Here is a 13,199-nt window from a genome sequence, read left to right on the forward strand (position 1 = left end):
CGGCGCAGGGGCTGCGCCGGGGTCTTCGCTGGGGAGTCGCCATGGGATTGTTCGCGAGTCTGTTGGGCTTGTTCGGCTGCGATCAGCAGCAGATCGACAAGGTGCGTCAAAAAGCGCGCGATACGGTCAATGCGATCAAGCCGGATGACATGCTGTTGCGCAACCTCACCCCGGGCGTCACGACCGAGGCCCAGGTGCGCGAGCAGATGGGCAAGCCGGAAATCGTCTGGGAGAACGACGACGGCTCGCGGCGGCTGGAGTATCCGCGTGCGCCGGGCGGCTTGCGGACCTACATGGTTGACATCGCGCCCGACGGGAAGCTGCGTGGCGTCAGCCAGGCGCTCTCGCCGGAGAACTTCGAACAGGTACGCCCGGGCATGTCACAGGACGACGTGCGGCGTCTGCTCGGCAAGCCGACGAGCGTGGCGGAGTACCGACTGAAGAAGGAAACGGTGTGGAGCTGGCGCTGGCTTGAGGACGGCGTCAACACGGCGGGCATGTTCAACGCGCACTTCGGCCCCGACGGCCGGGTAACGGTCACGTCGCGCTCGGCGGATCCGGCGTCGGAGCGTCCCTGACCCGGGGGCGAGGCGACGGCCGGTCGCTCGGCCGCGGCGACTCGGCTTTATGGCATCGCCCGCGATGGTTGGCCCTCGGCCTGCTCGGACGGCGTCGCGGGCGCGGCGTGGCGGTTGCGATGCGTCACCATGCGGTCGTGCAGGCGAACGATGATTCGGCTGCCCGTCTTCTCGAACAGAAATGGCAGCAGTGCGTGCACGAGACACGCCAGACATGCTCCCAGCAAGGGCAGCGCGAAGGACAGTGCCGATCCCATGTGTTGGAGGTAATTTTCACCGACAGAGGCCGGATGCTGAGTGAAGATTTTCATGATGCCGCCCGTTTTCGGAATGTTTCTGAAGTTTACGTGCCAATGAGAGGTAAAGGGTTTCAAATTTTCTGCCGAATGACGTAGGATTTGGAAGAATTTTCCTCTCAGGTGGCTGTCGTGGACAAAACCGATCTCGCAATTCTCGAAAATCTGCAAGCCGATGCCTCGCGCTCGCTGGGCGAACTGGCCGAAGCCGTGCATCTGTCGCCGACGCCCTGCTGGCGGCGCGTGCAGCGCCTGCGCGAAAACGGCGTCATCACGGGGCAGGTCACGCTGTGCGATCCTCAGCAGCTCGATCTGCGCGTCACCGCGTTCGTGTTCATCAAGGCGGCAGCGCACAGCGAGGACTGGATGGTCCGCTTCGTGGCGGGGGCACGGGAATTGCCTGAAATTGTGGAGATGCACCGGATGGCGGGCGAGATCGACTATCTGCTCAAGGTGTATCTGCCGGACATCGCTGCCTACGACCGTTTCTATAAGAAGCTCATTCGCGTGGCCGATCTGCAAGACATCAGCGCGAGTTTCTCGATGGAAACGGTGAAATTCACCACCGCGTTGCCGGTGGATCATTTGCGTTAGCCTGTCGGCGTTTCATCGCTACCCTCGGCCGCCGGGTTGCGGGACGCCAGCATAAAAAAACACCCCGAGTGCCGGACGAGATGTCTGGCATTCGGGGTGTTTTTCGTGGGAAGCGCAGGCGTTGTCGCGAGATGCGGCCGGTGTTCCCGATGGGGGACGTCGGCGCCTTACTTCACCCGCATGCCCGGCTTCGCGCCGTCGTGCGGCTCGAGGATGTAGAGGCCCGGTTCAGCTTTCTCGTCGGCGGCCGAGGCGGCGAGCACCATGCCTTCGGACAGACCAAACTTCATCTTGCGCGGCGCGAGGTTGGCGACCATCACTGTGAGCTTGCCCACCAGCGCTTCGGGCTGCGGATAGGCGGACTTGATCCCGGAGAAGACGTTACGCGTTTGCGCTTCGCCCACGTCGAGCGTGAGTTGCAGCAGCTTGTCCGACCCGTCGACTGCCTTGCAATCGACGATGCGCGCGATGCGCAGATCGATCTTGGCGAAGTCGTCGATGTTGATGATGCCGTCTTCCGCGCCGTTCTCGGCCTTCTCCGACGCCCCGGCGGCTTTGTGCTTGCCCTTCGCCGCTGCCGCCTCGGCCACCGGTGCGGCCGCTTGCAGCGAGTCGCGGTTGGCCGCGAGCAACGCTTCAACCTGCTTGCCTTCGACGCGCGTCATCAAATGCTTGTAGGCGGAGATCGCCGTGTCGGCGGTGAGCGGGCGGCTCACGTCCTGCCACGCTTGCGGCGCGATGGTCAGGAAGCGCTCCACGGCCTCGGCCGTCACGGGCAGCACGGGCTTGAGGTACAGCGTGAGCAAACGGAACGCCTCGAGGCAGACCGAGCAGGCCTCGTGCAGGGCGCCGGCCTGCGCCGGATCCTTCGCCAGATCCCACGGCTTGACCGTGTCGACGTAACCGTTCACGGCGTCGGCCTGTTCCATCACCAGACGCAGCGCCTTGCCGAACTCGCGCGCTTCGTAGTGTGCAGCGATTTGCGGGGCAACGGCGCGCAACTGGCCCAGCAGCGGCGCCTGCATGGCGTCCGGCGACACGCGACCGTCAAAGCGCTTGAGAAGGAAGCCCGCCGCGCGGCTGGCGATGTTCACGTACTTGCCCACCAGGTCGCTGTTCACGCGGGCGATGAAATCGTCGAGGTTCAGGTCGAGGTCTTCCATCGTGTTGCCCAGCTTGGCGCCGATGTAGTAACGCAGCCATTCCGGATTGAGGCCGGTGTCGATGAAGCTTTGTGCCGTGATGAACGTGCCGCGCGACTTCGACATCTTCTGGCCGTCCACCGTCAGGAAGCCGTGGGCGAACACGTTGGTCGGCGTGCGATGGCCCGAGAACTCGAGCATCGCCGGCCAGAACAACGTGTGGAAGTACAGGATGTCCTTGCCGATAAAGTGGTACTGCTCGGTTGTCGACCCCGGCTTGACCCATTCGTCGAAGTTCAGGCCGCGCTGCGCGCACAGGTTCTTGAAACTGGCGTAGTAGCCGACCGGCGCGTCGAGCCACACGTAGAAATACTTGCCCGGGGCGCCAGGGATCTCAAAGCCGAAGTAGGGTGCGTCGCGCGAGATGTCCCAATCGGCCAGCGTGGACTCGCCGTCTTCGCCGAGCCATTCCTTCATCTTGTTGGCGGCTTCGGGTTGCGCGAGTCCGGCCACCCATTTACGCAGGAATTGCTCGCAGCGCTTGTCCGAGAGCTTGAAGAAGTAATGCGTGGATGTCTTGCGCACCGGCGTGGCGCCCGAGACCACCGAGTACGGGTTGAGCAGATCGGTCGGCGCATAGGTCGAACCACAGACTTCGCACGAATCGCCGTACTGGTCCTTGGCGCCGCATTTCGGACACTCGCCCTTGATGAAGCGATCCGGCAGGAACATTTCCTTGACCGGGTCATACGCCTGTTCGATATCGCGGGCTTCGATCAGACCCTGTTCCTTGAGGGCGAGATAGACGCCTTCGGACAATTCGCGGTTTTCCTCGGAATCCGTCGAATAGTAGTTATCGAACGAGACGCCGAAGCTGTCGAAGTCGCGCTTGTGTTCCTTCCAGACGCGCTCGATCAATTGCTTGGGGGTGAGGCCTTCCTTCTCGGCGCGCAGCATGACGGGCGTGCCGTGCGTGTCGTCCGCGCCGACGTAGTAGACCTCATGGCCCTGCATCCGCATGAACCGTACCCAGATGTCGGTCTGGATGTATTCGACCAAATGGCCGATGTGAATCTGGCCATTGGCGTACGGCAGGGCGGAGGTGACAAGAATGCGGCGGGACATGAGGATCGACTGTGCGTTGAGGGAACCGGGAAAGGTCGATTCTAGCAGGCGAGGCCAGTTGACGCCCAACCGCCCGACTCGGTCAATGAATCCGGCACGGCGAGGGAGGAGCGAGAGCGGGGCAATGGCAGGCCGTTGCCGATGGCGCCGGCGACGTCTGTGGGCGGCAATCCACGATGAACCAAAAAAAAGCCGGAACCAGGTTCCGGCTTAACTAGGCACACGTAACGTCAATAACAAAGAGGAGATGGAAGCGCCCACAGTAAGCACTTCCGAAAGGTCTGAGCGATGTGACGCGGGTTTAGTTCAACTGAGGTGCCGACTTTCGATGGTGCATCGCAGCATGTTGCTCGGGCGCGTCGGCAGAACGCAGGTCCGGCGGACCGGACCCGCGATTGTGCGACGAAATCCCAATGCCCCGTCAGGCAGAAAGCGGGGGCAGAAAGCGAAGCGCGAGGCGATCAGCCGCGCGGTGCGTGCAGCAGGATTTCGACGCGACGGTTCTGCGCACGGCCGGCGGCGGTGGCATCCGAGGCGACCGGCTGGCTCGACCCGACGCCCGTGCCGCTCATGCGGTTCATCGCGATACCGCGGCTGTTCAGATACTGGATCACGTTGGACGCGCGGTTTTGCGACAGCGGGATGTTGATGCGATCGCCGCCCGTGCTGTCGGTATGGCCCACGATGTTGGCGGTAATCCCCGGATTCTGGTTGAGCGACGCGGCGACGTCGTCGAGCACGGCGCGGAAGTTCGGTTTGATATCGGCGCGGCCGGTGTCGAACGTCACGTCGCTCGGGACGGCGACCTTGAGCGAGCCGTCCGGCTGCTCGGAGATGGTGGTGCCCGTGCCGGCCGTGTGACCGCCCAAGGTGTTCTTGATCGCGCTCCAGTTATACCCCGTCGCGCCGCCAGCGGCGGCACCCACGGCGGCGCCGATCAGCGTGCCTGTCGTGTTGCCCCCGATGAGGTTGCCCAGTCCTGCGCCCACTGCCGCACCCACACCGGTACCGACCGCCGTGTTCGTGCCCTGCGGCGTCTGGCAACCGGCCAGCATGGCGGCGGCGGTCAGGACGAGCGCGCAAGCGCGCAGAGAGTTCTTATTCATGTGAGGCTCCTTATCGATTAGCTAGCAGTCGTGAAACAACGCGTGAGCACTTCGCCGAAGCACGCGTGCGTCGCAGGGGTTTTGAACCTGCCGGCGCGCGGTCTTTTACAATAGCGCTGAGTGTCAACCGCAGGCAAGGACAGATTGCCATGCCGGCGGGTTCCCCATAACACGCGCGCCTCGCATGCTAATCGAGAGCGTGCGCCACGGATGTTACAAGTTGTTAGCGCTTGCCGGGGCTTTCCCGGCGCGCCTCGACAGAGCGAGAGACCCACATGGAAGTCGCCCAAATCAATGAAGTGCTGCGTGGCATCGTCGATCCCGACACGGGGCTCGACCTGATTGCCGGAAAGTATGTGAAGCAGGTCGTGGCCGAGCATGGTCACGTCGGTATCCAGATCGAATTCGGCTATCCGGCGAAGAGCCAGTTCGAGGCGATGCGCACGCGCATCACCGATGCCGTGGGCAAGCTGCCCGGTGTCGAACGCGTGGCGGTCGACATCAGTCAGAAAATCGTGGCGCATGCGGTGCAGCGCGGGGTGAAGCTCCTGCCGAACGTGAAGAACATCGTGGCGGTGGCGTCGGGCAAGGGCGGCGTGGGCAAGAGCACCACGGCCGTGAACCTGGCGCTGGCGCTGGTGGCCGAGGGAGCCACCGTCGGCATTCTCGACGCCGACATCTACGGCCCGTCCCTACCCACGCTGCTGGGCATTCACGGCAAACCCGAGTCGAAAGACGGCAAGACGCTCGAACCGATGACGGCGCACGGCCTGCAAGCCAGCTCGATCGGCTTCCTGATCGAGCCGGACAATCCGATGGTCTGGCGCGGCCCGATGGTCACGCAGGCGCTCGAACAGCTGCTCAACCAGACGAATTGGCACGACCTTGACTACCTGATCGTCGACATGCCGCCGGGCACGGGCGACATCCAGCTCACGCTCGCGCAGAAGGTGCCCGTCACGGGCGCGGTCATCGTCACCACGCCGCAGGACCTGGCGCTGCTCGACGCCCGCAAGGGTCTCAAGATGTTCGAGAAGGTCGGCGTGCCGATCCTCGGTCTCATCGAGAACATGAGTCTGCACATCTGCTCGAACTGTGGACACGAGGAGCCGATTTTCGGCGTGGGCGGTGGCGAACGCATGAGCCACGATTTCGACGTCGAGCTGCTGGGCAAGCTGCCGTTGGAGATGAGTATCCGCGTGCACGCCGACGCCGGCATGCCGAGCGTGGTGGGCGACCCGGACGGCCGGGTCGCGGCGCTCTACAAGGCCATTGCCCGCAAGATGGCGGTGAAGATCGCGGCGCGTCAGAAGGACATGACGAGCAAGTTCCCGTCGATCGTCGTTCAGAACACGTAAGGACGGCGCACAGGGGCCCGGGGAGCCCCGTGCAGCGCGGTGCGCGCGAAAACCTCACCGCACCGCAACAATCGCGTAAAATACGCCCAATTTTTCACGTACCACGCCCATTCAGGCCCACACATGAGCATCAAGTCCGACAAATGGATCCGGCGTATGGCCGAGGCGCACGGCATGATCGAGCCCTTCGAGCCGTCGCAGGTCCGGCAATCCCAGGACGGGCAGAAGATCGTCAGCTATGGCACGTCGAGTTACGGCTACGATATTCGCTGTGCGGCTGAATTCAAGATCTTCACGAACATCAACTCGACGATTGTCGACCCGAAGAACTTCGACGAAAAGTCGTTCGTCGACTTCTCCGGCGATGTCTGCATCATTCCGCCGAACTCGTTCGCGCTCGCGCGCACCGTCGAGTACTTCCGTATTCCGCGCAACGTGCTCACCGTATGTCTCGGCAAATCGACGTATGCCCGTTGCGGCATCATCGTGAACGTGACGCCGTTCGAGCCCGAATGGGAGGGCTATGTGACGCTGGAATTCTCGAACACCACGCCGCTGCCGGCCAAGATCTACGCCAATGAGGGCGTGGCTCAGGTGCTGTTCTTCGAATCCGACGAAGTCTGCGAGACGTCGTACAAGGATCGCGGCGGGAAGTACCAGGGACAGCGTGGCGTCACGCTGCCGAAAACCTAGCCTGCGCAGGCTTGACTCGCCACCGGTGAGCACCCGCAACGTCGCACTGCCCAAGAGCCACGGCCATGTCGGACCGTGGCTCGTTCTTTTGTCGAAGGAACGCCAATGAAATTCCGTTTTCCGATCGTCATCATCGACGAAGACTTCCGCTCCGAAAACATCTCCGGATCCGGGATTCGCTCCTTGGCGGAGGCCATCGAAGCCGAGGGCATGGAGGTCAACGGTCTCACGAGCTACGGTGACCTGACTTCGTTTGCGCAACAGGCGAGCCGCGCATCGAGTTTCATCCTGTCCATCGACGACGACGAGTTCGGCACGTTTTCGAGCGAAGCGGGCGGTGAAGGCGAGGGCGAGCTGGCGCTGGCCATCATCAACCTGCGCGCGTTCGTGCAGGAAGTGCGCCGTCGCAACCCGGACATTCCGATTTTCCTGTACGGCGAGACGCGCACGTCGCGCCACATCCCGAACGACATCCTGCGCGAGCTGCACGGCTTCATTCACATGTTCGAAGACACGCCGGAGTTCGTGGCGCGTCACATCATCCGTGAAGCCAGGTCGTACCTCGACTCGCTGCCGCCGCCGTTCTTCCGCTCGCTCACGCACTATGCGGCCGACGGTTCATATTCGTGGCACTGCCCGGGCCACTCGGGCGGCGTGGCGTTCCTCAAGAGCCCGGTGGGCCAGATGTTCCACCAGTTCTTCGGTGAGAACATGCTGCGCGCGGACGTGTGCAACGCCGTGGAAGAATTGGGTCAGTTGCTTGACCACAACGGCCCGGTGGGTGCGTCGGAGCGCAATGCGGCGCGCATTTTCAACGCGGATCATCTGTTCTTCGTGACGAACGGCACGTCGACCTCGAACAAGATCGTGTGGCATGCCACCGTGGCGCCGGGCGACATCGTCGTAGTCGACCGCAACTGCCACAAGTCGATCCTGCACGCGATCACGATGACGGGCGCCGTGCCGGTGTTTCTTACGCCGACGCGCAACCACCTCGGCATCATCGGCCCGATTCCGAAGTCGGAGTTCGAGCCGGAAGTCATTCGCGCCAAGATCGAAGCGAACCCGTTCGCGCGCGAAGTGCTGGAACGCGATCCGAACGCCAAGCCGCGTATTCTCACGATTACGCAGAGCACCTATGACGGCGTCATCTACAACGTCGAGATGATCAAGGAATTGCTGGGCAACAACATCGACACGTTGCACTTCGATGAAGCCTGGCTGCCGCACGCGGCGTTCCACGAGTTCTATCGCGACATGCACGCGATCGGCGAAGGGCGCCCGCGCTCGGCGGAGGCCACGGTCTACGCCACGCACTCTACGCACAAGTTGCTCGCCGGTATTTCGCAAGCGTCGCAGATCGTGGTGCAGGAATCGGAAGCGCGAACCTTCGACACGTATCGCTTCAACGAGGCGTACCTGATGCACACGTCGACCTCGCCGCAGTACGCGATCATCGCGTCGTGCGACGTGGCGGCCGCGATGATGGAGCCGCCGGGCGGCACGGCGCTGGTCGAAGAGTCGATCGTCGAGGCGCTCGACTTCCGCCGTGCCATGCGCAAGGTGGCGGCCGAGTACGGCGATTCGTGGTGGTTCTCGGTCTGGGGCCCGGAGCATCTGGGCGACGAGGGCACGATTCAGCGCGACGACTGGGTGCTGCGTGCCAACGAGCGCTGGCACGGCTTTGGCGATCTGGCCGAAGGCTTCAACATGCTCGATCCGATCAAGGCGACGATCATCACGCCGGGGTTGGACGTGGACGGCGAGTTCGGCGAGAGCGGCATTCCCGCAGCCATCGTTACCAAGTACCTTGCCGAACACGGCATCATCGTCGAGAAGACCGGGCTTTATTCGTTCTTCATCATGTTTACCATCGGCATCACCAAGGGCCGCTGGAATTCGATGGTGACCGAGCTGCAGCAGTTCAAGGACGATTACGATCACAACCGCCCGCTCTGGCGCGTACTGCCGGAGTTCGTGGCGCAGTTCCCGCGCTACGAGCGCATCGGACTGCGCGATCTGTGCGATCAGATCCACAGCGTGTACAAGGCGAACGACGTGGCGCGCGTGACGACCGAGATGTACCTCTCGGACATGCAGCCCGCGATGAAGCCGACCGACGCGTTCTCGAAACTGGCGCACCGCCAGATCGACCGCGTGCCCATCGACGAACTCGAAGGGCGCGTGACGAGCGTGTTGCTCACGCCGTATCCGCCGGGTATTCCGTTGTTGATTCCCGGCGAACGCTTCAACGCCGCGATCATCGAGTATCTGCGTTTCGCGCGCGACTTCAACGAACGCTTCCCGGGCTTCCATACCGATATCCACGGTCTGGTCGTCGAGGAAGTGGACGGACGCCCCGAGTATTTTGTGGATTGTGTGCGCCAGTAAGCTACGCGAGCGCGCCTGTGGCGACATCCGGCCCCGTGTGAAAGCACGGGGCTTTTTTTGTTTCAACGAAGTCGGCATGCGGATGCCCAGCGTGTGGCGGCGCGCCTTATACGCCCGTTTTTGCTGGACGCATTTCACGTATCGCGCGTTGCGAAGCGTTGTCGGACGAAAATGCGTAGCCGAATTCGTGAAATTGGCCATTAAATGGCGGAAGATGCCTGACGATCGTCGAGATGCGGCGGGGCGTACCCGATTTGTGGTTTGGCTCGAACTGCGCCAATTTGGGTGATTTCCCGTTAATTTGGGCCGATTCGGTTGCTACACTCGACGCACTTTTTTCGAGCGGGAGAATTCATGGAAACCGGACAACTGGAGTTCAGCACCTACGGCACGCTCGTCTGTGCCACGTTGGTGTTGTTGCTTGGGCGCAAGCTGGTCGAATGGATTGGGCCGCTGCGCACCTACAGCATTCCTGAACCCGTGGCGGCTGGCTTGCTGGTGGCCGTGGGCGCGTTGGCGCTGCGCCAGTTTGGGCAGGTTGAGCTGAAGTTCGACACGTCGTTGCAAACGCCGCTCATGCTTGCCTTTTTCGCGACCATCGGGCTGTCGGCCAATCTAGCCAGCCTGAAGGCCGGCGGGCGTCGCCTGGTGTTGTTCCTTGGCGTGGTGGCGGGCATGTTGATCGTACAGAACGCGATCGGCGTGGGACTTGCGTCCATGATGGGGCTGGCGCCGGGCGTCGGCTTGTTGGGCGGGTCGATTACGCTGGCGGGCGGACACGGCACGGGCGCGGCATGGGGTGACACGCTGACCGCGCGCTATGGTGTGCAGTCGGCACTGGAAATCGCGATGGCTTGCGCCACCTTCGGGCTGGTGTTTGGCGGGCTGCTGGGCGGGCCGGTCGCGCGTTACCTGGTGGGGCGTCTGGGCACCAACGTGCCGGGCGCCGCCGCGGCGCAACAGACCACGCCGGAGGGCTTCGAGCAGCCGCACACGGTGCGGTTGATCACCGCGCAGGCGCTGATCGAAACGGTGGCGATGATTGCCATCTGTTTGCTGGGCGGCGAGGTCATTGCGCGCTGGCTGGCAGGCACGGCCTTCGAATTGCCGACGTTCGTGTGCGTGCTGTTTACCGGTGTCGTTGTGCGCAATTTGCTGTCGCTCGTGGGCTACGAGGTGTTTGAGCGCTCGCTGTCGGTGCTTGGCAATGTGAGTCTCTCGCTCTTTCTGGCGATGGCGCTCATGACCTTGCGTCTGTGGGATCTCTCGACGCTGGCGCTGCCGATGATCGTGATTCTCGTTGTGCAGGCGGTCGCGATGGCGGCGTATGCGATCTTCGTCACGTTCCGCGTCATGGGACGCAACTACGATGCGGCCGTGCTCGCGGCGGGCCACTGCGGATTCGGGCTGGGTGCGACGCCGACGGCCATCGCCAACATGCAGGCGGTGACCGAGCGTTTCGGCCCGTCGCACATCGCATTCCTGATCGTGCCGATGGTGGGGGCGTTCTTCATCGACATCCTCAACGCGATCATCATCAAGGGGTTCCTGTCGCTGCCGCTGTTCTGATGCGAGGGACATGATCCCGCGCGTACGTCCATCTCGCGCGCATGAAAAATGCCACCCATCCGGGTGGCATTTTCGTTGGCGCCCGCCAAGTCGAATGACCTGGCCAGGGCCACTTACTTGGCGAGCTTCGCGCGTGCGGCGGCGATGGCGCGTTGCACTTGGGCGGGCGCGGTGCCGCCGATGTGGTTGCGGCTGGCGACCGAGCCTTCGAGCGTGAGGCAATCGAAGACATCCTCACCGACGAGCGGCGAGAACTTCTGCAACTCGGCGAGCGACAGGTCGGCCAGATCGATATCGCGATCCGAGCAGATCTTCACGGCATGCGCCACGATTTCGTGGGCGTCGCGGAACGGCAGACCCTTCTTGACGAGGTAGTCGGCCAGATCGGTGGCGGTCGAGAAGCCTTGCAGCGCGGCGTTGCGCATATTGGCTTCGCGTACCTTGATGCCCGGCACCATGTCCGCGAAGATGCGCAGCGTGTCGATCACGGTGTCGACCGTGTCGAACAGCGGTTCCTTGTCTTCCTGATTGTCCTTGTTGTAGGCGAGCGGCTGGCCCTTCATCAGCGTGAGCAGCGCGATCAGGTGGCCGTTGACGCGACCGGTCTTGCCGCGCGCGAGTTCGGGCACGTCCGGGTTCTTCTTCTGCGGCATGATCGAGCTGCCGGTACAGAAGCGGTCGGCCAGATCGATGAAGCCCACGCGCGGGCTCATCCACAGCACCAACTCTTCCGAGAAGCGCGAGACGTGCGTCATCACGAGCGCGGCGGCGGCCGTGAATTCGATCGCGAAGTCGCGATCCGACACGGCGTCGAGTGAGTTCGCGCAGACTTCTTCGAAGCCAAGCGTCGCCGCGACCCGTTCCCGATCGATCGGATAGCTCGTGCCGGCGAGCGCCGCAGCGCCCAGCGGCAGCCGGTTCACGCGGCGGCGCACGTCGAGCATGCGTTCCGCGTCGCGGCTGAACATCTCGAAGTAAGCCAGCAGGTGATGACCGAACGTCACCGGTTGTGCGACTTGCAGGTGAGTGAAGCCCGGCAGAATCGTGGCGCTGTGCTGATCGGCCAGATCCAGCAATGCCCGGCGCAGGTCGCCGAGGTGATTGCCGATGCGATCGATTTCGCTGCGCAGCCACAGTCGGATGTCGGTCGCCACCTGATCGTTACGCGAGCGGCCGGTGTGCAGGCGCTTGCCCGCATCGCCGATGAGGGCGGTCAGGCGCGCTTCGATGTTCAGGTGAACGTCTTCGAGATCCAGTTGCCACTCGAGCTCGCCACGTTCGATCTCGCCGCGAATCTGCGTCATGCCGCGCTGGATGTCGGCCAGATCCTGGGCGCTGATGATGCCTTGCGCCGACAGCATATCCGCATGGGCGAGCGACCCTTCGATGTCGAACAGCGCCAGGCGCTTGTCGAAGAAGACCGACGCCGTATAGCGCTTGACGAGTTCGGAAACGGGTTCGGAAAAGCGGGCCGACCAGGCTTCGCCTTTCTTGTGGAGTTGGGAGGTCATTGTCGTAGCTTGGCTAATCGAGGCCCATCGGGGGCAGATGGAAGCGGACCGTGGCGGAGCACGGCAAACCGGGATTATACAACCCCGGCGTTGGCCCATCGACTCGGCCGACGGCGGGTCCAGCGCGCCCCAGCCGGCGCAACATCGCCAGCGCTCAGGGCAGGGTGCCTCGGTCGGCGCAGCGTCGAGCGCGGCCGGGCCAGGGCGTGCCGGTCAGTGCGTCATCGACAGCGTCCAGACGCGCGGCGGCGCCGACAGGCACAGACCCGACGTTGCCTCGTCGAACGCCGCCCGTTGCAGCGCTTCGAGCTTCGCCGTCTTGGCGATCCGCTCGCGGGCCTGGTGAATGCGCGCCATGCGCGATGGATCGTCGGGCAACGCGCACAGGCGGCCGAGATCGCGCATGAGCGAAGTGCCGAGCCGGTCGAGCGCCGGACGCAAACGCGTGGCCAGATCGACCGGCTCCCCGGGCGCGCTGCCTTCGCGCTTCCAGCGGGCCAGCAAGGCGGTCTGCACCAGCTTGCCCGCCTCGATCTGCAGACGGAAGAACGTGCGCACCTGCGCGGGCGTCAGGCCGTACTGGGTGGCCCGGTCTCCCATGCTGTCAAGCAACGCCTGCTCGCGTGGGGTGTCCTGCACCGGCTTGCCCGACGTGTATTTGGTCCGCGCAACCGCTTCGCTGATCGCCAGTCGCTCCAGAATCCCGTGCATCAGCGGGTCGAGCACGGGATCGACGATCGGCCGCGGCTTGGGTGGACTCGCGGGCGACGACGCGAGCGTTTGCGAGACAAGGCGTACGGCCAAACCGCGCACGCCGTGCGGCGCCGCAGCGAGTG

At 63.5% G+C, this 13,199-nt stretch carries 11 protein-coding genes; 6 read left to right on the top strand and 5 right to left on the bottom strand.

The genetic code is table 11. The features are described 5' to 3' along the window. The first annotated feature begins 41 nt into the window (after positions 1–41). The gene (bamE, locus tag OYT13_RS05835; protein WP_017235055.1) at positions 42–578 is read left to right on the top strand and encodes an outer membrane protein assembly factor BamE domain-containing protein; all 537 of its coding nucleotides are present in this window, start codon (positions 42–44) and stop codon (positions 576–578) included. 47 nt (positions 579–625) lie between these two features. Here the strand turns inward: bamE and OYT13_RS05840 are convergent, their stop codons facing one another. Further along, entirely contained in the window at positions 626–889 is a 264-nt protein-coding gene (locus OYT13_RS05840; RefSeq protein WP_017235056.1) for a DUF6356 family protein, read from the bottom strand. Positions 890–1,006: 117 nt separating this feature from the next. Here OYT13_RS05840 and OYT13_RS05845 point away from each other — a divergent pair, with 117 nt between their 5' ends. Next, the gene (locus OYT13_RS05845) at positions 1,007–1,468 is read left to right on the top strand and encodes an Lrp/AsnC family transcriptional regulator (protein ID WP_026132166.1); all 462 of its coding nucleotides are present in this window, start codon (positions 1,007–1,009) and stop codon (positions 1,466–1,468) included. A gap of 167 nt (positions 1,469–1,635) precedes the next feature. Here the strand turns inward: OYT13_RS05845 and metG are convergent, their stop codons facing one another. Further along, a complete protein-coding gene (metG, locus tag OYT13_RS05850) occupies positions 1,636–3,735 on the bottom strand; it encodes a methionine--tRNA ligase (protein ID WP_268567406.1) in 2,100 nt (699 codons plus the stop codon). Positions 3,736–4,196: 461 nt separating this feature from the next. Continuing rightward, on the bottom strand, positions 4,197–4,841 hold the full coding sequence (locus tag OYT13_RS05855; protein WP_017235059.1) for an OmpA family protein: 645 nt from the start codon (positions 4,839–4,841) through the stop codon (positions 4,197–4,199). Positions 4,842–5,116: 275 nt separating this feature from the next. On the opposite strand from OYT13_RS05855, the gene apbC reads away from it, so the two are divergent. The 4 genes from apbC to gltS all read left to right on the top strand — a co-directional run bounded on the left by apbC (position 5,117) and on the right by gltS (position 10,852). After that, on the top strand, positions 5,117–6,199 hold the full coding sequence (gene apbC / locus OYT13_RS05860; protein WP_130025225.1) for an iron-sulfur cluster carrier protein ApbC: 1,083 nt from the start codon (positions 5,117–5,119) through the stop codon (positions 6,197–6,199). Between the two features lie 123 nt (positions 6,200–6,322). After that, positions 6,323–6,892: a dCTP deaminase gene (gene dcd, locus OYT13_RS05865; RefSeq protein ID WP_026132167.1), complete on the top strand. Its 570-nt coding sequence runs from the start codon at positions 6,323–6,325 to the stop codon at positions 6,890–6,892. Between the two features lie 105 nt (positions 6,893–6,997). Beyond that, positions 6,998–9,283, top strand: a complete 2,286-nt coding sequence (locus OYT13_RS05870; protein ID WP_261939019.1) for an arginine/lysine/ornithine decarboxylase — start codon at positions 6,998–7,000, stop codon at positions 9,281–9,283. Positions 9,284–9,637: 354 nt separating this feature from the next. After that, positions 9,638–10,852 carry a sodium/glutamate symporter gene (gltS, locus tag OYT13_RS05875; RefSeq protein ID WP_261939018.1) on the top strand — a complete coding sequence of 405 codons (1,215 nt, stop codon included), beginning with the start codon at positions 9,638–9,640 and terminating at the stop codon, positions 10,850–10,852. 113 nt (positions 10,853–10,965) lie between these two features. Here gltS and argH read toward each other — a convergent pair whose 3' ends face one another. Both argH and aroQ read right to left on the bottom strand, forming a co-directional pair. After that, the gene (argH, locus tag OYT13_RS05880) at positions 10,966–12,363 is read right to left on the bottom strand and encodes an argininosuccinate lyase (RefSeq protein WP_261939017.1); all 1,398 of its coding nucleotides are present in this window, start codon (positions 12,361–12,363) and stop codon (positions 10,966–10,968) included. A gap of 213 nt (positions 12,364–12,576) precedes the next feature. Then, positions 12,577–13,167: a gamma subclass chorismate mutase AroQ gene (aroQ, locus tag OYT13_RS05885; RefSeq protein ID WP_261939016.1), complete on the bottom strand. Its 591-nt coding sequence runs from the start codon at positions 13,165–13,167 to the stop codon at positions 12,577–12,579. Between the last annotated feature and the right edge of the window lie 32 nt (positions 13,168–13,199).

This window comes from Pandoraea sp. XJJ-1 (assembly GCF_026802345.1).
GTDB lineage: Bacteria > Pseudomonadota > Gammaproteobacteria > Burkholderiales > Burkholderiaceae > Pandoraea > Pandoraea cepalis.